17 protein-coding genes and 1 pseudogene are annotated in these 19,856 nt (G+C 69.1%); 8 read left to right on the top strand and 10 right to left on the bottom strand.

Annotation, left to right across the window (positions count from 1 at the left end; all coding sequences use genetic code 11):
• Positions 1-36 precede the first annotated feature (36 nt).
• Together DP939_RS43265 and DP939_RS43260 are read right to left on the bottom strand one after the other, a co-directional pair.
• A complete protein-coding gene (locus DP939_RS43265) occupies positions 37-3,432 on the bottom strand; it encodes a hypothetical protein (RefSeq protein ID WP_158578992.1) in 3,396 nt (1,131 codons plus the stop codon).
• Positions 3,433-3,566: 134 nt separating this feature from the next.
• A complete protein-coding gene (locus DP939_RS43260; protein ID WP_147268385.1) occupies positions 3,567-3,896 on the bottom strand; it encodes a hypothetical protein in 330 nt (109 codons plus the stop codon).
• A 1,227-nt stretch (positions 3,897-5,123) separates the two neighbouring features.
• Between DP939_RS43260 and DP939_RS49560 the strand changes: the two are divergent.
• Positions 5,124-5,321, top strand: a pseudogene (locus tag DP939_RS49560) (transposase); the annotation flags it as partial.
• Between the two features lie 129 nt (positions 5,322-5,450).
• Here DP939_RS49560 and DP939_RS47410 read toward each other — a convergent pair.
• Entirely contained in the window at positions 5,451-7,331 is a 1,881-nt protein-coding gene (locus DP939_RS47410) for a DNA/RNA non-specific endonuclease (protein ID WP_199565805.1), read from the bottom strand.
• Positions 7,332-7,746: 415 nt separating this feature from the next.
• Between DP939_RS47410 and DP939_RS43245 the strand changes: the two genes are divergently transcribed.
• The 4 genes from DP939_RS43245 (at position 7,747) to DP939_RS43230 (ending at position 11,969) form a co-directional block, all read left to right on the top strand.
• Complete coding sequence (locus DP939_RS43245) at positions 7,747-8,427, top strand: vWA domain-containing protein (protein ID WP_113986663.1); 681 nt, start codon at positions 7,747-7,749, stop codon at positions 8,425-8,427.
• An 11-nt stretch (positions 8,428-8,438) separates the two neighbouring features.
• Positions 8,439-9,395, top strand: a complete 957-nt coding sequence (locus DP939_RS43240) for a protein phosphatase 2C domain-containing protein (RefSeq protein ID WP_147268383.1) — start codon at positions 8,439-8,441, stop codon at positions 9,393-9,395.
• Positions 9,396-9,415: 20 nt separating this feature from the next.
• Entirely contained in the window at positions 9,416-11,125 is a 1,710-nt protein-coding gene (locus tag DP939_RS43235; protein WP_147268382.1) for a hypothetical protein, read from the top strand.
• Positions 11,126-11,576: 451 nt separating this feature from the next.
• Entirely contained in the window at positions 11,577-11,969 is a 393-nt protein-coding gene (locus DP939_RS43230) for a peptidase inhibitor family I36 protein (RefSeq protein WP_113986660.1), read from the top strand.
• Between the two features lie 227 nt (positions 11,970-12,196).
• Here the strand turns inward: DP939_RS43230 and DP939_RS49555 are convergent, their stop codons facing one another.
• From DP939_RS49555 to DP939_RS43220, 3 genes are all read right to left on the bottom strand, one after another.
• The gene (locus DP939_RS49555) at positions 12,197-12,643 is read right to left on the bottom strand and encodes a hypothetical protein (protein WP_404828639.1); all 447 of its coding nucleotides are present in this window, start codon (positions 12,641-12,643) and stop codon (positions 12,197-12,199) included.
• A 272-nt stretch (positions 12,644-12,915) separates the two neighbouring features.
• Entirely contained in the window at positions 12,916-13,506 is a 591-nt protein-coding gene (locus tag DP939_RS48430; protein WP_225878908.1) for an FAD-dependent monooxygenase, read from the bottom strand.
• Entirely contained in the window at positions 13,503-13,940 is a 438-nt protein-coding gene (locus DP939_RS43220; RefSeq protein ID WP_113986659.1) for a GbsR/MarR family transcriptional regulator, read from the bottom strand. The genes DP939_RS48430 and DP939_RS43220 overlap by 4 nt, the downstream gene beginning before the upstream one ends.
• A 70-nt stretch (positions 13,941-14,010) precedes the next feature.
• Here DP939_RS43220 and DP939_RS43215 point away from each other — a divergent pair, with 70 nt between their 5' ends.
• The gene (locus tag DP939_RS43215; RefSeq protein WP_158578991.1) at positions 14,011-14,697 is read left to right on the top strand and encodes a DUF998 domain-containing protein; all 687 of its coding nucleotides are present in this window, start codon (positions 14,011-14,013) and stop codon (positions 14,695-14,697) included.
• 139 nt (positions 14,698-14,836) lie between these two features.
• On the opposite strand, the gene DP939_RS43210 is transcribed toward DP939_RS43215, so the two are convergent.
• From DP939_RS43210 to DP939_RS43200, 3 genes are all read right to left on the bottom strand, one after another.
• Complete coding sequence (locus tag DP939_RS43210; protein WP_113986657.1) at positions 14,837-15,619, bottom strand: ABC transporter permease; 783 nt, start codon at positions 15,617-15,619, stop codon at positions 14,837-14,839.
• Positions 15,612-16,670 (bottom strand): ABC transporter ATP-binding protein, encoded by a 1,059-nt coding sequence (locus DP939_RS43205; protein WP_199565803.1) that lies wholly within the window; start codon positions 16,668-16,670, stop codon positions 15,612-15,614. The genes DP939_RS43210 and DP939_RS43205 overlap by 8 nt, the downstream gene beginning before the upstream one ends.
• Positions 16,671-16,941: 271 nt before the next feature.
• Positions 16,942-17,457 carry a GbsR/MarR family transcriptional regulator gene (locus DP939_RS43200; RefSeq protein WP_225878907.1) on the bottom strand — a complete coding sequence of 172 codons (516 nt, stop codon included), beginning with the start codon at positions 17,455-17,457 and terminating at the stop codon, positions 16,942-16,944.
• A 164-nt stretch (positions 17,458-17,621) separates the two neighbouring features.
• On the opposite strand from DP939_RS43200, the gene DP939_RS43195 reads away from it, so the two are divergent.
• Positions 17,622-18,947: a glycosyltransferase gene (locus DP939_RS43195; protein ID WP_113986656.1), complete on the top strand. Its 1,326-nt coding sequence runs from the start codon at positions 17,622-17,624 to the stop codon at positions 18,945-18,947.
• A 47-nt stretch (positions 18,948-18,994) separates the two neighbouring features.
• Here DP939_RS43195 and DP939_RS43190 read toward each other — a convergent pair whose 3' ends face one another.
• Positions 18,995-19,633 (bottom strand): cation:proton antiporter domain-containing protein, encoded by a 639-nt coding sequence (locus DP939_RS43190; protein WP_225878906.1) that lies wholly within the window; start codon positions 19,631-19,633, stop codon positions 18,995-18,997.
• Between the two features lie 47 nt (positions 19,634-19,680).
• Between DP939_RS43190 and DP939_RS43185 the strand changes: the two genes are divergently transcribed.
• A partial coding sequence (locus tag DP939_RS43185) for a transposase (protein ID WP_147268381.1) occupies positions 19,681-19,856 on the top strand: 176 nt, incomplete at its 3' end.

Raw genomic sequence — 19,856 nt, 5'->3', positions numbered from 1 at the left:
TCGGCGGGGTGAACACCCGCGCAACCTCATTCCCCCTCACCCGCATTTGGAGTGGTAGGGGAGCGCGGGCAGGTAGCGCTGCCACTGCGGGCGGGTCGGGGTGTCGGTGTTGGCGCAGATCTGTCGGACGCTCACGTCCACTGCTGTCGGCCACAATCGAACCGTGCTGTCCCGTCCGCCGATGGCGAGGGTCTGGCTGTTGGGGACGTATGCCAGTGAGGTGAGTTCGGCAGTGCTGATGGCGAGGGGGTGGCCGATCGCCGAAGGGTGGGCCGGGTCCGTGACGTTCCAGAGGCGCACACCGTCTCCGCTGGTGGCGAGGGTGTGCCCGTCGGGACTGAAGGCCAGGGCGGTGACATCGCTGGTGTAGCCGGTCAGCGGCGGCCCGAGGAGCATGGGGTGGTTGTGGTCGGAGATGTCCCACAGCTTGATATCGCCGGCTCCCGGGCCGTTAATGATCAAGGTTGCGCTGACCGTGGCTAGGGTGTTCCCGTCCGGGCTGAGTGCCATCAACCGTGCGCCGCCGGTGATGGGCGGCCCGGAGCGGATCGGGTGGTCCGGATCGGTCACGTCCCACAACTGCACCGTGTTGGATGTATAGCGACCAGCGATGACCAGGGTGTGCCCATCGGAGCTGAAGACGAAGCTGGTCTGCATCCAGCTGCTGGTGCTGTCGGCATCAGTGAGGATCGGTTTGCCGCGTGGCCGGGGGTGGACGGGGTCCGACACGTCCCAGAGACGCACGCTGTGTTCGCCGTCGACGACGACGGTGCTGATGGCGGTGGCGAGGGTCTGTCCGTCGGGACTGAACCCCACCGACGATACGCCGGTTCCAGCACCCAGGGGGAAGTTGATTTGTGAGAGGACGGCAGGCTTGGTCGGTTCATCAAGGTTCCAGAGGATCACGCGTCTCTCGCCATTGGGGAGGGTGGCCAGGGTGCGGCTGTCGGGGCTGAACGCCAAAGAAATGACGGTGTTGCGGAAGCCTGTGATCATGCTGAGGGGGGTGGGGTGCGCTGGGTCGGAGGTGTTCCACAGTCGCACGGTGTTGTCGGCGGAGGCGGAGGCGAGGATGCGGGCATTGGGAGCGGGCACAGTCGAGGTGACGACCTTTGTGTGGCCGGTCACCAGTGCGGTGGGCAGGTGCCACAGATGCACCCTGCGGTGGTCACGGCTGGTGGTAGCGATTGTGCGACCGTCACGCGCAAACGACATGACAGCCATGTCGTAGCCGGGCATGGGCGGAGCGATGGACGACGGATGAGCAGGGTCGGTGATGTTCCATAGCCGGAACGTCCGCTCTTCGCCGGGGATGGCGAGTATGCGGCCGTCCGCACTCAACGCCATCGCGCGGGTGTTACGCAGGATGCTCGTCAGAGGACCGCCCAAGGCGACCGCACGCGTCGGGTCAGTCACATTCAGCAACTGGACGGTAGCGCCCCCGCTGACGGCGAGGGTGTGGCCGTCCGGAGTGAACATCGCGACGCTGAGAGCGCCCCAGATCTTGCCTAGCAGGACAGGGTGTGCGGGGTCCATGACGTTCCACATCCGTGCCCCATCCTCCACGGAGGAGGTGACGAGGAACCGGCTGTCAGGGCTGAACGTGACGACGTTGACTGCGGACGCGTGCTTGAGGGGTCGGCCCAGCGGGACCGGGCGGGCGGGGTCTCTCACGTCCCACAGTTGTTCCTCCATGTAGCTGTTAGTGCCGGTGGCCAGCGTGTGCCCGTCAGGGCTGAACGCCAGCGGGGTGGCGCCGGCGGTATTTGGGAGGGCGGTGCCGAGCGCGCGGGGACGGGCCGGGTCCGTGATGTCCCATAGTCGTACTTCCGCGCCGCCGAGCGGGCCGGAGAATGTAACGAGTATGTCTCCAGCGGGGCTGAAGACCATCGAGGGTGCGCCAGGAACCCGAAGGGGCTCGCCGAGCGGGACGGGATGTGCCGGGTTGGTCATGTCCCAGAACCGCACGATACCTGTGTCTTCGGCGTCGTCGTGGCCGGCGGCGGCGAGCATACGGCCATCAGGGCTGAATGCCACCTTGTGGACACTATGGGAAAAGCCGTCCAGGACGGTGGGCAGCGGCTTGTTCGCGTCTTCGATCAGACGTGTGTAGCTGTCTCCGGCAGGGTTTAGTCGATATGCCTCGATGTCGACCCTGGCCGCGAGTGAAGGATCGGTGGCGCGTAGCTGGTCCGCTCGTGCCGTAACCTGGCTGATCAGCGCGATCTGTTGCTGGGTCCGGGCGAGATCACGCTGGTGGAGGGCGAACGCCCCTGTCGTCACGGCGGCGAGGACGAGCGCTGTGACGACGATGCGACCAGCTCGCAACTGCCGGGCATACCGGTCAGCATCGCGCAGGGTGGCAGCAAACCTCACATCACCGGAACGGGGAGCGGCCGCCGAGACTCCGAGCCGGTTAGGCTCGGGTGCCACCAGTCGGAAGCCCTTGCGGCGCGCGGCAAGCAGCTTCGCGTCCAAGTCCGCGACCCGAAGCAGGCGACCGTCCATGTCGAGGGCGCCGGTCACCACGGTGCGCGGGCGCGGTCCGAAGAAGATGTCTCGCAGCCGGCCCACAGCGGGCCGGCTCCGCAGCAGGGCGCGAAGCCCGAGCGCGAAGGCAACGCCGAGGGAGGGGCCCTCGATCCGTTCCGGGGCGGAGGGCTCGTCGGACAGAATGATCCGCCACACCACGCAGCGGCCTTTGGCCTGCGCATTGGTCAGATGCCAAGCCGTGGCCAGCGCGGAGGCGAACCGGGCATTCGGGCTGCGCACCCCATCCATCGTCCGCGGGTCGGGATACAGCCCTGCCGGTCCCGGCGCGAACTCCCGCAGTTCCAGAACACCGGTGGCGCCCTCCACGGCCGGGATCTCTCCGCTGCGCCCGGGTGAGCGGCCGAAGACCACCGGAACCCGCACGACAGGGCGCCCGCGTGGTGCGACGCCCGCCATCATGAGCGCGGCAATCACCAGCAGTCCCTCGGCAGCCGGCGACGACCCGTCCAAAGCCGCGGCAGGGCGCAACTGCCGACTCCGTTGCAGGAGCGTGTCGATTCCGCCGGCGAGACGGGGGGAGAGTTCGGCGAGCCCCTTGCCGGAGGGCTCCGCAGGCCCAGGAGCGGCTTTGGAGCACAGTAGTCCGCTGTCCTCCCACGCTTGGAGCAGTCGTATGAGTGCGCCGTCGTGCTCCCCGGAACCGCCCTTCGGCGCGACGAGCGCTTTGGCCAGAAGGAGGGCATGATCGGCTCGTATCACAGCCGCGCGCTCTTGGTCGGGCGCGGTTGCCCCGAGCCAGGCGTGCAGATCTTCGCAGCCGCGACCGGCGAGCCACGCCGGATCGTCACGAACCGCCTCGCTGCAGCAGCTCCACCACAGCGCCGACTCGCCCAGCATCTCCCGAACTGCGGCCTGGGGGCCGGATGCCCGCTCCAGCACGTTCTCGACCGTTGCCCGAGCTGCAGGACCGCCACGGATCGTGGGCCAGCGTCGGCCCGTTCGGTGCGTCGCCACCGCCTTCGAGGGGACTACATATCGAGTACTCGCGCGATGCCCAGGTCCCGTTGCCCCGGTCATCGCAGCGCCTGGTCAATGACGCGGCGAAGACCGTCGTCCACAATCAGCTCCCGCACCTGGCGCCAGGCATCACGGGTCGCATCATTGAGCGAGGCGCCGACCGACAGTGTGACCGTCGCGGCGTCCCACGTACTATCCGGCGCCACCGGTGCCGTCATGGATGCCGTCCACTCCTCCCCGGCGTAACCCGGGAGCCGGACATAGGAGGCGGCTGGGCCAAAACGCCTCCGCACCACAGGCACGAGTAGCACTCGGTCAGAACCGGCCACGTCCGCGTACCTGACCGTCGTCACCAGCGGCGCGGCGCCCTCGATACCGTGCACCACGAGTTCCAGGCTGTACCCAGGGACAGAGTCCCTGGGCCCGCGCACGAGGAACCGGGCGGTGCCGTCCGGGGACGATGCCTCCAGCAGCACGGTGTCACTTCCTGCGGCGGCCAAGCCGCCGGCCCGCGGGAGTTGTGGGAGATGAAACCAACCCGGACCGAGCGGCTGAGGACGTGACCGATCCCGCGCACCAGGGGAAGCCAGAACCATGTACCGGCCTGGCTTCCTCAGGAAGCCAGGCTTGGCAGCAGGCGTCGCAGAGGGTAGGTCGGCGCCGATGAAGGAGGCCCATAGCCGTTGCCGCAGTGTGTATCCCGTGGGGGCGCGAGCCCCGGTCAGGGGGCGGCGGGCGATCGCGCTCTCAATGAATGAGCGCCAGGAGCGCCGGACGATCGAGCGTATGCTCATGACGACGCCTTCCTGGGGACGGGAGGCGTTTCCCCGTGATCCGCTGGGGTCGGAGGTGTCTCCAGCGGTGCTTCGCCGGGTGCGCGGAGAGCCTCGGCCGGTGTGGCCGCGCGGCCGATCTGGGCCAGTAGTGCCGGGGCGGCGGCTCCCACGGTCACGGCTGCGTAGATGCCGGTGACCTCGGTGTGGAGCAGCCATACGGCCGCACCTCCCATCGCCACGCGCATGAGTGCGGCGAGTGAGTCCGCAAGTGGATCGATGAACCTGCCGAGCGGTGGGAGCGGTGTCTCTGCGGCCAGCGCCGCATGTCGTGCCTCTTGCCAGTTTCGTAGACGTCCGTAGGTGACGACTGCTTCGGCGATCAGTCCACCGGCCGCCCCGGATGCCACAGCCTCGATCCACGTCAGCATCGATCTGCCTTCAGTCGACCTCATGTCGCAGTACCTGACCGGACGTTAGCTTATGCCTTGTGTCGGCGCGGAGTTGGCGTTCAAGGAACGTGAGCTTGCTCCGCTTTGACAGACACCAACGATGTGGTGGTCAGGCCGCGATGGCCTCGAAGGTGGCACGGGCCACGGTAACTCAGACTGGTATTCAGACGATGCAGGTTGTACCAGCCCTCGATGACCCTGTTGCCCAATTGCGCGGCACCTCGCGGATCTCCCGCTGATCTCGAAAGTCGATGATCTTGATCGCGGCGTTCCTCCGTCCCCGCTGCAGGATCAGGTGAGTGGTGTCGATGCGGCCGCGTCCGTGGCCGCAGGCACCCGAACGGACAGCGGCCTGGCGCAGGCACTCTCTCCCAAGGGCTGCCTGGCGATGCGAGTGCGCGATCAGTTGAGGATGCTCTTCGCCGATGAGGATTTCGCCTTCGCCTTCGGACGCCGCGGACGTCCTGGAATGCCACCCGGGCAACTGGCCCTGGTGTCGGTGATGCAGTTCGCCGAGAACCTCACCGACCGTCAGGCTGCGCACGCGGTGCGGTCCCGAATCGACTGGAAGTTCCTGCAGGGCCTGGAGCTGGCGGACGCAGGCTGCGAATTCACCGTGCTTCACGGGTTTCGAGACTGCCTGCTCTGCCATGGGCAAGAAATCAAGATCTTGGATCTGATGCTGGCGAAGCTCAGCCCGGTAGGGGATACCTGGCTAGTTTCCAATGTTCACCAGGCTGTCGCCAGAAATCGGCTCTACCACGTTCAGGACCGACCGTGCGATGGCGTAATCGGCGACCCCGGTGGGGGTGTAGCGGATGGCGATCATGACGAACCCTTTGGGGATGGTGCTCTGATCCGATCTGAAAAACGGCTCGACCAGGTAAAGAATGCTGCCTGACGGTTGCAGCGCGAGTTCTTCGGCCATTTCGCGCTCAAAGGCCGACATGCCGAGCGCTCCGTGGTTCGTAATGCGCTGTCCGCAGGGGCTGAGATTGGCTGCCAAGTCGTTGGAGCCTCCGAAACGGGCCGCGATGATGTGGCATCGCGCCAGATCCTGCCTAGGGAGACGGCCGAGGCTGCGCACTTTCGCCTCGGCTTGCGGATAGCCGACCGGATAGACCGAGATTTTGCCGCCGCTGTTGCTGGGCGGCCTCTTCAGGCAGGCCTGACCGGTCTGTGCACGGGCGTGAGCGCCGGTGGTGTTGAGGATCCATCCCTCCCCGTTGTCAACCGCACGGTGTGGGCGGAAGCGGTTGCAGTCCCCGGTTCTGTCGTCCCGATCCGGCTCCGCCCGTTCGGCGACTTCGGCCGGGGCCGGCGCTTCCCAGGCCAGTTGTTCCTCCTGTCGCAGCGCCTCCTGCAGTTCCGGCATCTTCACCTGCGCCAGAACACGGACGTAGGTGGCGGCGGCGTAGTGGATGTTGTAGGGGATCACCGTTCCGCCCTGTGCCCGGGATTCGGCTTCCGCCTCCTGCTTCTTCCGCGCCTCCTGTTCCGCGAAGACCCGGCCGGCATCCGGGCTGCTGCACGAAATACCGCCGATGCCTTCCAAGGCCAGTTCCTTGGTCGTGGTGCAGGTCCCGGCGTGTATGCCTTCGATCGTTACCGTCGCGGTCAGCTCGACCCTCACCTGCCTGCTCTTGATGCGCTTGCTGGCTTCGCGGCTGGGGACGATGCCGATGATGTGACTGCCCACCTCGCAGCCGGTGGCGGAGCAGGTCACCTGCGACTTTTCCTCGATTTGCGCCGTGACGCCAGCGTCCACGGCGTCGGACAGTTGCGCGGTGTCCTCCAGGATCTTTCGCAGTAGGGTCCTGGCCTCCGGCCTGGACAACCCGGCTATGCTGAAAGTGCCCACCGCAGGCGCGCTCCCCCATTGAGCCATCGTGGTGAGACGGTCCCCAACGAACCATCTGCCAGTTGTGCCCTTTTCCGCGGTGAACCCCGTACCGCCTTGTCCGCTCTCCGCCGAGGCGCGCGGTACGAACTGCAGGACCCGGTACGGACGTGCATGCGATACGTACAGATCGCCCTGTGCGGTGCTCGCCCTGAGTGCGGGCACACCGTCGGCGGTCACCGGCGCCGACCCCGGGGCCGGCACGGTCGTCGTCTCGCTGTTGATCTCTTTGAGCAGCAGGTTCGCGAGTGTTGCGGGGCTCATCCCAGCCTGGGGGGTTGCAGCGCTCGCGGTGTCGGTCCCTATGACACCGGCAACCCACGTGCCCGCGAGGTCCGTCCGGCCGTGCAAGCCACCGATGCCTTCGGGCAACGGGTCGGGCATCTTGGCGTAGGTGGTGCCGTCCACGGTCAGTGTTTTGAGGCTACTTCCGCCGTACGACACCTCGCCGAGCGCCGCGCCTGTGGCGGTGACCTGTGAATCCGTCCATTTGGAGCCGTCCGTTCTCGTGCGATACCGCACGCCAGGCTGTAGGGCCAGGTCCACCAGGGCGGCGGCGAACGGCGTCCGCGGATCCGGTGGTACCGTCCCGGAGTCGTGCCGGATCAGCAGTCCGGCGGCCAGTGCGGCGGCCGTCCCGAACGCCACGAGCGTCACCCAGCGGCCGACGCGGTGCGTGACCACGGTGGCCACCACGGTGCCGGTCCGGAGGCTGGGCCGATGTGGTGGTAGGAGCTTCGGCCCCGAAGCCGATGCGGGGCCTGGTGCCGTGGGCTGTGGTGCAGCCGGACCGGCCCACGTCGAGCCGCCCGTACCTGCCGGAGGCGATCCGCTCTGGGCGGAGCCTCCACCTGCGCCGGATCGGGCGGGCGACGGCGGCATGGGCCGCCCCTGGGGCGGTGGCACGGCACGGGGGGTTTGCTGCCAGGTCGGTAGCTTCGGTTCGCTGGTTTCTTCGCTCCAGTAGTGATCAGCCACCAGAAACTCCATATCGCTAGCCGGTGCACCCGTCTGCGGACCATACTTCAACTGCTGGGGGCACTCCTAGGAGTTCACCCGCCCCGCACATTCCGGCACGGCAACACCGCACTAGAAACGGGGGGACAGAAGCATGGCGGAAGCCAGGGGCGTATTGCTGCCGGCCTATGTGGTGGTCGACGAATCAGCATCGATGAGTCCTTATCAACAGGAGCTGTCGAACGGCATGTCGTCATTGTGCGAGGGACTGCGCGCCGAGCCGATGATCGCGGCCAAGCTGCGTCTGGCCGTGCTGGGATTCTCCGACGATGTACAGGTCCGGTTGGCCGTCGCCGACATGCGCGCCGAGACGGCCCTGCCTAAGCTGGTGATCCGCGGCGCGACCGACTACGGGGCCGTGTTCGAGGATCTGCTGGGCCGCATCCCGTCGGACGTCAAGTGGCTCCGCGACCAGGGCTACAGGGTGCACCGGCCGGTAGTGTTCTTCCTCAGCGATGGGCAGCCCACAGACGAGGGGGCTTGGCATCAGCCGTACAGCCGGTTGACCGACAGGTCCCGGACGCCGACGGCCCCGAACATCATCGCGTGTGGCATCGGGGATGCTCAGGCCGACACCATGGTGGCGGTTGCGACCCGCGCTGAGTTCGCCTTTGTCGCCAAGACGGCCACCGATATCGGCCGGGCGATTTCCGAATTCTTCCACTCGCTCACCGCCAGCCTGGTCGCCTCGGGGCAGGCGCTGGGGTCCGGCAGTCCGGAGCTGGTGGTGAACCGCCCTGACCAGTTCACCTTGGCGATCGACGAGGTGGGCTAGTGGAGGCGCCTATGACGGGCGGCGACGCGGCGACGCCCGCGCCCGTGCCGGCTCCGCCGATGCCAGTGTCCGGAACCGTGCCTTGGCCGCGGATTGCTGTGGGCACACCGGGACCGGAGTTCGAGCCACGGCCACCCGGCCCCTATTCCTACGACCACCCCGACACCGAATGCGACGGCTGGTCGACGTCCGCGCTGACCTTGCGGTTCGCCTCCGTTCGCGGAGCAAAGCACCGCTATTACCGGCAGCCCCGCCAGGACGCGGCTCGCGCCGCCGCACACCAGCCGACCGGCGCCGTTGTGTTCGCCGTCGCGGACGGCGTCTCCAGCGCTGTGGCCTCCGAACTGGGGGCCGTCGAGGCGTGCCGGGCTGCCATGGAACGTCTGCTTCACCTGCTGTCCGCGAACACCGAACCAGCGGAACCACTGGATCTGGCCGGCGTCGTCCACCATGCGGCACAACGGCTGTGGGAGATCACGCGATGGCGGCTCGAAGGCAGGGAACCCGAACTCGCCGACGTGGCGGGCCAGCACGCGACGACGCTCGTCGCCGGTGCAGTGCGCCCCGCCTCGGACGGTCCTGCCATGGTCGAGTTGTGCCGCATCGGGGACTCCGCGGCCTGGGTACTCGATTCGACGAGCGCGCACTACGCCTCTTTGTTTCGCCCGAAGACGGCGCCAGATGCCGTCTTGGTGTCGAACGAGGTGGTTTCGCTGCCTCAGGTGCCCCATCCTCTGGAGCAGGTCCGCGTTCCCCTGCAGGAGCGCCAAGTGTTGCTGGTCGGTACCGATGGCGTCGCCGACCCGCTCGGCGACGGCGATGGCCAGGTCGGCTCGCTGTTCGCCGGGCAACTGGCCGCGCCCTGCGCGCCGTTATGGTTCGCGCACGTACTGGACTTCTCTCGGGAGACCTTCGACGACGATCGGACCTTGCTGGCGATCTGGCCGCAGACGTCGGAGCGGCGATGACGGCTGCTCCTGTATCGGTGGTGGACTACAGCACGCTCATCTTGGGCGAACGGCTCGGTCAAGGTGGCCAGGGCGAGGTCCATCAGGTGACCAACAAGAAAATCAACGAGGCTGACGGTGGCGGCTGGGAGGTGGTCTACAAGGAGTACAACACGACCGTGCTGTCGCAACTCGACGCCGCCGCGCTCGCCACGAGCGTCGCCCTGCTCGGCGGGCTGAGCAAGGCCGAGGGACAGTGGCTGTGCGAGCGCACCGCTTGGCCCGCCGCATTGGTCGCAAAGCAGGGGCACGTCAGCGGGTTTTTGATGCGGGTCGTGCCCGATCGCTTCCGGTTCACCTTCCGGAGCCTGGCGAACACCACCTCGGGCACCCGACGTCTGGCGAACCTGGAGTACCTCCTCAACGAGGACGACTACGTTGCCGGCATCGGTCTGACGGTCAGTGAACGCGACCGTCTGGTGCTGCTGGCCGACTTGGCCGCAACGCTGACCCGCCTGCACCGGATCGGTATCACGGTCGGCGATTTGTCCCCGAAGAACCTGCTGTTCACCACGAGCCCGAAGCCTGAGTGCTTCCTCATCGACTGCGACGCCATGCGTCTGCGCGGTGCGAGCGTCCTGCCGCAGACTGAGACCCCCGACTGGCAGATCCCCGCCAACGAGGAGAAGGCCACCCCAGCGAGCGATGCCTACAAACTGGCCCTGCTCGCGATCCGGCTTTTCGCCCGCCATCAGACTGCCACCGACCCCACGCCGCTGGCCTCGGTCGCCGCGGCACTCGGCGATCTTGCCTGCGCCGGCCTCAACTCCGATCCGGCCCTCAGGCCGATGCCGAGGATATGGGTCAAGCCACTCACCGCGGCCGGTAGCACGGCATCAACGGCCCCCGCCACAGCGCCCCACACGCCCCGCCGATCCAATACATCCTCGACCCGCCGCCCCACAGGAGGACACCCAGGGGGAGCCGCGCCCACGCGGCCAAGCCGCCGGCCCAGAACCCGCTGGCCGGGGTCAACGTTCAAGGGACTGGTCGGCGCTGCCGCTCTGGTCGCGATCATCGTGTTCGCGGCCATGCGGTCGCACAATGACTCCACCTCCGCAGCAGAGGGTCCGCCGCAGCCCACCATCTCGCAGGAGGAGACCAACGGTTCGTCTGAGAGCGCAAGTGACGGCTACGTACATGACCGCGGCTACGAAGGCAGCGGCGATGGTGAGGCAACAGCAAGGGATAGCCCCACTCCGCCCAGCGCTGAGGACGAGGCGTTCAGCGCCGTTTCCACCGATGACTGCTTGAGTAACTACCTTGACGAGGACACGGAGTGGACTCCCTCTACGCCCAGCATGACCAACTGTTCGGCCACTGACGCCTACTTCCGTGTAACAGCGATTGAGCAGCAGGTGGACTGCGCTTCCGACGGCATACCCTGGTTTCACAGCAATAGCGACTACACCCGCACCATTCTCTGCCTGGATCGCAATTTCGTGGAGGGCCAGTGCATGTTCGCTCGAGCCAAGAGCGAGCGGGTACTCTCGATCGGTCTCAGCGCGATCACTCCATGTGACGCTGGTATCCCCGATCGCTACCAGTACACCGTTCAGCTCACCAAGGTGTACCTCACCAGTGCTCCCGACGAGGCCTGTGGGGACGACGACGCCTGGGAACCTGACAGCGGTGCGGCGCTTGTGTGCGGGAAAGTCATCTGGAAGCGTCGTGGCCTTCCCGATTGGTAGCGGAGGACCGATGTAGCGAACCGCAGAGCTTGTTCCGCTTAAGCTTTGGACCGCCCCGGCGAAGTTGGAGGCTAGATCGCTTGGTTCTCGGCCGCCAGGTCAGTGCCGGCGGCGGCCATTCGCGCGGCTCCTGGGGCCCTCGGCGTGCGAGATCCTGGGGCCCGATTACGGCACCTGACCAGCCGACTCGCTTGGGTGACTCCGGGTTAGAAAGTGTCCATTTCTCTATCCATTTTCTGCTCATTTCCTGCCCAAGGTGGCGATGTGACCGGCATCACACGTCGAGCCGTGAACCCGCAGGGATCTCCCGGCATCTAATCCTGCATACAAAGAAAATGCAGCGCCTCATCCCCGGGTGCGGCATTTAAGGTATGCCGCCGTAATTTTGTGCTCGTGCGGGCAAAAAGTGTCGGGCATAGGGCTGGCGGACCGAGAAGAAAGAAGGCAGTACATGAAGAAGGCCCTGATCGCCGCTGTGGTCGCGGCATGCGCGGCGGCCACCCTTACCGGCGCGACGGCGGCGCAGGCTCAGACGGCGGCGCAGGCCTGGGTCGACTGCCCCAAGGGATATGTCTGCCTTTATGGCGACACCAACGGCAGAGGGCGCCACAGCAACCAGCCGGGACCCAAGCGTGCCAATGTCGGCAAGTTCATTAACGACCACACCAGCTCCATCTGGAACCGCACTGATAAATTTGTTTGCTTCTTCCCGGATGCGAACTTCAAGCCTTACCAGTGGTCAGTGGTGGCCCTGGGGCCAGGGGAATGGACCAATTGGGTCGGCAAGCGCGCCAACGACAAGATCTCCTCGTACACCTCGCACGCGCGCACATGCGGAGTATGACAAAAAGCGGGGCCGTGCCGGTCCCGCTCGGCAGGACCTGTAGGAGGGCGGCGCGGGCTCCAGGACGCAGTATCGAACCCGGAGCAGGGCTCGACCCGGGAAGCAGGATGGGCAGGCGCTCGGCGACCTGACGGCGTATCCCCCGTCACGTTCGTGACGGGGGGTATCAACGCCTCCGGGGCTACCTGAGGGAGGGCCGACGCAGGGACCGTCCGATCCCGCCGCGCTCAGGACGGCATGCGGGAGCTACGCCGGTTGTCCGCTTCTCGGGTCGGTGGCGCTGTCGTCGGGCTGGGTGACGATTCCGGCGTTGGAGAAGACGGCGTTCCCATCACCCGTCCGGGGCGGCGTCGCGGTCGATCAGATGGGGCGCGGCCGTGAGGCGAGCCCGACCGGCGGAATGAACTGGCCGCGCGGCACGGCACGGACCGCGGCTTTGACGCAGTCGGGCGCCACAGCGCGGCGGGCATCAGGCGGATCATCGTCGTCATGAGCCGGTAGGCGGCGGGGGAGACGGCGCGGGCGCCGTCGGCAGTGGCTTGAGTGCGCGGCCGGCGCAGGGCGTCGTAGCGGCGCAGCGCTGCCTTCCGGTCCGGTTCGGTGGCCGGCGCGGCGGCCAGGACCACGGCGTCCTCGATTGACTGGCCGGCACCCTGGCCGCGGTCGGGGCTCATGGCGTGCGCGGCGTCGCCGAGCAGCGCCACCCGGCCACGCGTGTAGGTGGGCAGCGGGTCCAGGTCACAGATGTCGATGTGGATCACCGAGGCGGGCGGGGTGGCGGCGGGCAGGGCCGGGATGGGGTCGTGCCAGCCGACCAGCTGGGCCGCCGCCTCGGCCTTCTCCTCGGCGTACCGGACGCCGGGCTGGTCGGCGCCGGTCACATACGCCCAGTACGCCCGCCCGCCGCCCACGGGGTGGATGAGGAAATAGCCGCCTCGTCCCAGCGTCATGCTGCCCGGCAGGCCGTCGACCTCGGCAATGCCGAGCCAGGCCGTCCGGCCGAGGAAGCGCGGGGGCAGCGCGTCGGGCCACAGCAGCCGGCGTGACGTGCTGCCGATGCCGTCGGCAGCCACACGATCACCTCGGCGCTGAGCTCGCTCCCGCCGAACCGCACCGTCGCAGCACCGGCGCCCGTGTGGCTGCCCGTGTGGCTGCCGGTGTCGATGCCAGCGACCTCGCAGCCGGTCCGGACCCATCCGGGTGGAAGCGCCTCCAGCAGCATCCGATGGAGGTCGGCGCGGCGGAAGGCGAGCAGCGGCGTCGCATCGCCCGGCCGGGAGCGCTGCAGGTAGCGGCCGCCGGGGGTGCGCAGGTTGCCGGTGGCGTAGGTCGGGACTCCTGCGGCGCGGGCCTGCCGGCCGACGCCGAGTTCGTCCAGCGCGCGCAGGGCGTTGGGCGATTGGGACATGCCCGCGCCGATCTCGCCGAGTTCGGGTGAGCGTTCCAGCACGATGGCCTGCCAGCCGATGCGGTGCAGCGCCAGCGCGGCGGCCAGCCCGCCGATGCCGCCGCCGATGACGACCGCCGTGCCGTTCACCGCTCCTCCAGCGGCGGGGCGTTGTCGAAGGCCGCGGCCATCCACGCGAAGGTGGCCTCGGCCTGCTTGAGGCGCGGGTCGGGGCCGATCAGGTCTTCGCCGGCGCGGGCGATCTGCAGGAACGCCGCGATGCCGGCGATCTGCTGGCGCACCACGAGGGCGAAGGCGTTGTCGGCCAGCCGGTAGTAGATCGTGCGCTCACCGGGCCTGGTCCGCCAGGTCAGGAAGCCCATGCCGGTCAGCAGGCGCAGACTGGAGGTCAGGGAGGCGCGGCTGGCGCCGATGGCCTCGGTGATCTGCCCGGCCGACTGCTCGGGCGGGTCGCACACCATCAGCCAGCCCAGGGTACGGCCGGCGATCGGCGGCACGCCGTCGCGGGCCAGGTACATGGCCACCTGCTCCACCCACGGCAGGAGTTGCTCACGCTCACTCATTCCATGTAGTTTAGTACATGCTGAAACTGCTGAGGTGTGCCGGGAAGCCTGGTCGGCGTGGAGGCCGCGCATGCCCGCAAGAGCCTGGTTCGTCACCCTCGCGCCCACCCGGTTGCTGCTGGCTGCCGGGGTCGTCGCCGGGATTGGGATGCCGGCGGCCATCGTGGCCGATGGTGTCACCCGCCCGGGCTACAGCCTGTGGCACCACGGCGCCAGCCAGCTCGGCACCGGGCCACGCTGGTGGCTCCTGACCACGACGTTCGTGCTCGGCGGGCTGCTGCTGATTGCCTTCGCCGCCGGGCTGCGGCGCGTGCTGCATCCGGGCGCGGACGGCAGGTGGGTGCCGATCCTGCTGGCCGTCTGCGGCCTGTCCTTCATCGCGGCGGGCGTGATCCCCACGGACCCGGCCCTGGGCTACCCGCCCGGCCAGGTCTCGGTGGTCACCGTGGCGGGGCGGGTGCACGGGCTGATTGGGCTGGTGCTGTTCGCCTGCCTGAGCGCCTCCGCTTTCGTGCTGGCCCGGCGGCTGCGCCTGCGCAGCCGTACCTGGGGGCGCTTCTCCCGCGCCTGCGGCCTGCTGGTGATCGTCTTGGCCGTGGTGGCGGGATCGGTCTACCGGCTGGAGGTGGCCGGCGTGCTGCGCCAGGCCCCGGCCGGGCTGCTGGAACACGGGGCGCTGCTGGTGGCCTTCTGCTGGATCACGGTGGTCGGCCTGCGCCTGAACCGCGTCGTCGACTCGGCCCGGCACCCGTCCTAGATCCCGTCAGGGCCGTCTGATCCGTCCGGGTGCGTCGGGGGCGCGGTACCGGCGACGGGCGTCATGGGTGGGCTCGAGTGAACGTGGTCAGTGGGTGTGGTCAGTGGGTGTGGTCAGTGGGTGTGGTCAGTGGGTGTGGTCAGTGGGTGTGGTCGGCGCGGTTCCACCATCGCGCGGTCGCCACGGCCGCGGCCCCGCCGGTCGCCACCACCAGCAGCACGCCGGGCATCCCGGGCGCCTGGCCGGCTCCGGCGATGCCGGCATACAGGCCGGGCACCGACCACGGGAAGTACGCGCCGTAGCCGAGCGCGGCGATCACCTGGGCGCAGAAGATGAGGGCGAACAGGACGCCGACGGCGGCCAGGTAGCCGCGGCCGATGCCGGCGGCCAGCGCCAAAGGGGCGCTGGCCAGCGCGGCCAGCGCGGCCAGCGCGGCCATGGCCAGGAGACGGCCCACCCCGGCGGCGGCCGTCGCGCCCGACCAGCCGGGCAGGCCGAGCACCGCGCCGACGGCCAGGCCGAGTCCGGCCAGCCAGGCGGCCAGTAGCAGCGCCCAGGCGGCGGCGGCGAATTTCGCGGTCACGATCGCGGTGCGGGTGGTGGGCAGGGCCAGCAGGTCGGTGGCGGTGCGGTCGCTGAACTCCCGGCCGAACAGCCAGATGACGATGAGCCCGAACACACCACCATCGCCGACCGCGCGGGCCTGGGCGAGCAGGGCCAGGAAGCCGGGCCAGTCGGCGCTGGCGCCCGACAGCTGGGCCTTGCCGCCGAGCAGCCCGAGCGCGCGGGCGCGGGGCGGGTCGGTGAGGATGAACATGAACATGCCGCACACCAGCGCGGCGATGGCGAAGGCCAGCGCGGTAATGGCGGGCAGGCGGCTGCGCCGTGCCTTGAGCAGTTCGGCCCACAGCGCCTCAGGCATCCTGGGCCTCCCCCGCACGGGCGTGACCATCCTGGCCGGCCCGTTCGGCCTGGAAAGGCGGTGGGGCAGACTGCGAGACGGAGGTGCCCTGGCCGATCGTGCGCAGGAAGTAGGCCTCCAGGTCTTCCTCCTCCAGGAGCAGCCAGGTGGGCGGCGTGCCGCTGTGCACCAGCACGGTGGCGACCTGCTCCGGCCCGGCCAGGGCACGCTCGTCGGCCAGCAGCAGCCCACCCCCGCTGGTGCCCACCACGCCGGTGGTGCCGGGGGCGGCGGGTTCGGGGTGGTAGCCGTGCGCGCGCAGCACCGCCGCCGCAGCGTCATCGTCGCGTGTGCTCAGCCGCAGCCGGCGGCGGCGCAGGCCCTCCAGCTGGGCGGCGTCGTGCTCGCCGAGGAGGCGGCCGTGGTGCAGGATGCCGATCCGGCCCGCCAGCCGGGCGACCTCGGCCAGCAGATGGCTGGACAGGAACACGGTGGTGCCGTGCTGGCGGGCCAGTTCGGTGAGCAGGGTGCGGATCTCGGCGACACCGGCGGGGTCCAGACCGTTGACCGGTTCGTCCAGGACGAGCAGGGCGGGAGCGTCCAGCAAGGCCTTGGCCAGCGCCAGGCGCTGCAGGTTGCCCAGCGACAGGGCACGAGCGCGGCGATCGGCGTAGGGGGTCAGGGCCAGGCGCTCGATGATGTCATCGACCCGGCCGTCGCCCCCGCCGGTGCCTCTGCCGCCGGTCCCGGGCAGGCGGCGCAGGCGGCGGACCACCTCCAGATTCTCGCGCACCGTCAGCTCCGGATAGGCGGTGGCCGCCTCTACCAGATAGCCCACCTTCGCCCAGGCGCAGCGGTCGCCGCCGGTGACGTCGGCGCCCAGCACGCGCACCGTCCCGGCGGTGGGGGCGATCATGCCCAGCAGCATCCGGATCAGGGTGGTCTTGCCGGCGCCGTTGAGCCCGAGCAGGGCATAGATCTGTCCCGGCTGCACAGCCAAGGTGACCGCCTCGACCGCCCGCACCTGGCCGTAGCGCTTGCTGACGTGGGTGATCTCGATGGCCGGCTGCACAGCCGGTGCGGCAGATACGCCAGCAGGGCCGGGCAGGGAAAGGGATCCGGCAGCGGCAGGCTCAGCCGGACCGCCGGGGGAATGCGCAGATCGGGGCCGCACGGGCACATCCTTCGCTCGATGCCAAAGGGTCGTGCCGACCAGGCTTCCCGGCTCACCTGGCCTCAGCGTACGCCGACCGGCACGCACCGGCCAGCGCGCCAGGGCGGGCCGAAAATCGCTGGCGTCGCGGAGGCGGTCCAGCGGCGCTCGTCGTGCGCGCCCCGGTTGGTTACTGCGCCCGCTCGGCACGGCGTGGTGGCTGGTGCGGCGCTTGCGCTTGCTTCCAGCGCTCCAGCAGGCCGGGCAGCTCGCCGAGCAGGAACTGATAGAAGTCGCGCATCTGGGTCAGCCGGGCGTGGGCCGGATCGCCGGATGCGGTGGCGGCGATGCCGGTCTCGGCGGCCTGCAGCATGACCCGCACGACGGTGTTCTGCGTGGAGAACAGGGTGGGCCAGGCGTCCTGGCGCAGCCGGTAGTGCTCGCGGCGGCTGCCCGGCGCGGGCAGCCGCTCGATCAGCCCGGTCGAGGCCAGGGCCCTGACCGCGCCGGATACCGAGCCCGCGCTGACGGCGAGCCGCTCGGCGATGTCGCCCATGGTGACCGCTTCGGAGTCAGTGAACAGGAAGACCGCCAGCGTGCGGGCCGACATGCGCTGCAGGCCGCCCTCGGTCAGCACCAGCGCCAGCCGTTCGGCGGCCTCCCACCGCTCCGCCGCGGCCTGCTGCGGGGTGTCCTGCTGGCTCACCGGCCCACCTCCTGAGCTCATCATAGCCACACTATCGACTCTTCAGAAATTTCAGAACTTTGGCTATATTGCAGGTATTCGACTCGTTCTCGGGGTCGACGGTGTGCCGGGAAGCCTGGTCGGCGAACGCAATCAACCTCCTCTCCTGAAGGGAAGGTACGCCGATGAAGGTCCTCATCTACACTCACGGCACCCGCGGTGACGTGCAGCCGTTCGCCGCGCTGGCGCTCGCGCTGCAACGCGCCGGCCATGAGGCGGTGCTGGCCGCCCCGGCGGCGATGGCCTCGCTCGCCGAGCCGTACGGCATCGCCTTCGCCCCGGTGCACGACGGCCCGAACACGCTGATCGACGACCCGCAGATCCGCCAGGCGATCGAGACCAACTACCGCGGCCCGCGCGGCATGCAGGTCGCCCTGCGGGTCATGCGCGCCAGCAAGCCGCTCATGGCGCACGTCTTGGACGACATGGCAGCCGTCGCCGAAACGCTCGCCGCATCCACCACAGGACCGGGCGCGGGGGTGGATGTGGTGGTGCACGCGCCCGGTATCCCCGCCCAGCACTTCGCCGAGTTCCTCGGCGTGCCCGCGGTCCCGGCCGCGCTGCAGCCCGTCTGGGTGCCCACCGCGGCCTTCCGCAACCCCGTGCTTCCCCTCCGGCTGCCGAGGGCGTTGAACCGGGCCTCGTATCTGCCGATCAAGCTGCTGCTGCGTTCCTTCGGCGGCATCGCCGACCGGCTGCGCAAGGAGCGGCTGAACCTGCCGCGCCGGCGCGGCCGCCACGACATCCTGCGCCGCCCCGACGGCCGAGCGGCCACCGTGCTGCAGGCCTTCAGCCGCCACCTGCTACCGGAGCCGCTCGACTACCCGGCGCACGTGCACACCACCGGCTTCTGGTTCCTGCCCGCGCCGCCCACCTGGCAGCCTCCGGCGGCGCTGACTGGCTTCCTGGCCGGCGGGCCGCCACCGGTCTACGTCGGCTTCGGCAGCATGGCCGGCACCGACCCGGCCCGGATCGGCCACGTCGTCACCGAAGCCATCGGCCGGGCCGGGGTGCGGGCGGTGCTCGCCTCCGGCTGGGGCGGCCTGCAAGTCGACGACCTGCCCCACCACCCGCCCGGCGGCGTGCGCGAGGAGGTGTTCGTCCTGGAACAGGCCCCGCATGACTGGCTGTTTCCGCAGATGGCCGCCATCGTGCACCACGGCGGCAGCGGCACCACCGCCGCCGCGCTGGCCTCCGGGCGGCCGCAGGTGCTCTGCCCCTTCGTCGCCGACCAGCCGTTCTGGGCGGCCCGCATGGCGGCCGCCGGCGTCGCTCCCGAGCCTCGGCCGCAGCAGCGGCTGAGCGCCGACGGGCTCGCCGCGGCGATCGGGCGTGCCGTAGCCGACCCCTCGCTGATCAAAGCCGCACAGCACCAGGGCCAGGTGATCCGCGGCGAACGCGGCGCCGACCAGGCGGTGAAGATCTTGGAGAGCGCGCTGCGCGCCGGTTGAGAGCCAGCCGGAAGCCGATCGCCCGCCTGCCCCTCACACGAGGCATCTCAGGTGGGAGCCTGCCCGTCTTTGTGGCCCCGGATGCGGCGGGCGATGCCAAACCACGCGGGCACATCCCGCTCATCGTCGAAGCCGCGGGCCACCACCACGTCGGTGGAGGAATGCAGCACGATCGACAGCGCGATGGTGACCGCGACCAGATGGAAGATCTGCTCGGCGGCGGCGATGCCGGAGCCGAGCACGATCAGGGCGTAGACCACCGAGGCGAAACCCTTCGGGCCGAACCAGGCCACCGCGGCCTGCTCGCGCACGCTCAGGCCGGAGCCGAGGAAGCTGATCCAGATCGCCACCGGCCGGGCCAGCACCAGCGCCAGCAGGGCGAACAGCCAGCCGGTCCAGCCGACCGAACCGAGCAGGGCGGGCGTGATGAGCGCGCCGAAGACCAGCAGCGCGCCCAGCTTGAACAGCTCGGCGAGCAACTCGCCGAAATGCTCGAAGGATTCACGCTGCCGCGGGCCGAAAGTGGCCACCGTGATGCCCGCGGCGAACGCGGCCAGGAACAGATTGCCGTGGGTTACCTTACCCAGGGCCAGCACCAACAGGCCGATCGCCAGCGCGTTGAGCGGCTCATACTGCGTGGAGGCGGCAAACCAGCGCGTCGGGAACTCCCCCCAAGTGGTGGACACGCTGATACTGGATCTTGCTTGATCCAGAGGAAGCGAGAAGACCGCCGATGGCGTTGAAGGACTACAGCGACGAGTTCAGGGCCGATGCCGTGGCCTTGTACGAGTCCACACCCGGGGCGACCTACAAGGGCATCGCCGCCGACCTGGCAGTGAGTAGGGGCAGCCTGCGCGAGTGGGTGGTACGAGCGCGTGCTCAGCGCGGTGAGGCACCGGGTAGACCGCC

Source organism: Spongiactinospora rosea (genome assembly GCF_003315795.1).
In the GTDB taxonomy this organism is placed as follows: domain Bacteria; phylum Actinomycetota; class Actinomycetes; order Streptosporangiales; family Streptosporangiaceae; genus Spongiactinospora; species Spongiactinospora rosea.
Note: the sequence above shows the minus strand (reverse complement) of the source record. Positions and strands in the feature narration are given on the sequence as shown.

Coding starts and splice junctions, on each gene's coding strand:
- DP939_RS43245 (WP_113986663.1), top strand. CDS start 7,747: ATGGCGGAAGCCAGGGGCGTATTGCTGCCGGCCTATGTGGTGGTCGAC.
- DP939_RS43240 (WP_147268383.1), top strand. CDS start 8,439: ATGACGGGCGGCGACGCGGCGACGCCCGCGCCCGTGCCGGCTCCGCCG.
- DP939_RS43230 (WP_113986660.1), top strand. CDS start 11,577: ATGAAGAAGGCCCTGATCGCCGCTGTGGTCGCGGCATGCGCGGCGGCC.
- DP939_RS49555 (WP_404828639.1), bottom strand. CDS start 12,643: ATGAGCCCCGACCGCGGCCAGGGTGCCGGCCAGTCAATCGAGGACGCC.
- DP939_RS43220 (WP_113986659.1), bottom strand. CDS start 13,940: ATGAGTGAGCGTGAGCAACTCCTGCCGTGGGTGGAGCAGGTGGCCATG.
- DP939_RS43215 (WP_158578991.1), top strand. CDS start 14,011: ATGCCCGCAAGAGCCTGGTTCGTCACCCTCGCGCCCACCCGGTTGCTG.
- DP939_RS43210 (WP_113986657.1), bottom strand. CDS start 15,619: ATGCCTGAGGCGCTGTGGGCCGAACTGCTCAAGGCACGGCGCAGCCGC.
- DP939_RS43195 (WP_113986656.1), top strand. CDS start 17,622: ATGAAGGTCCTCATCTACACTCACGGCACCCGCGGTGACGTGCAGCCG.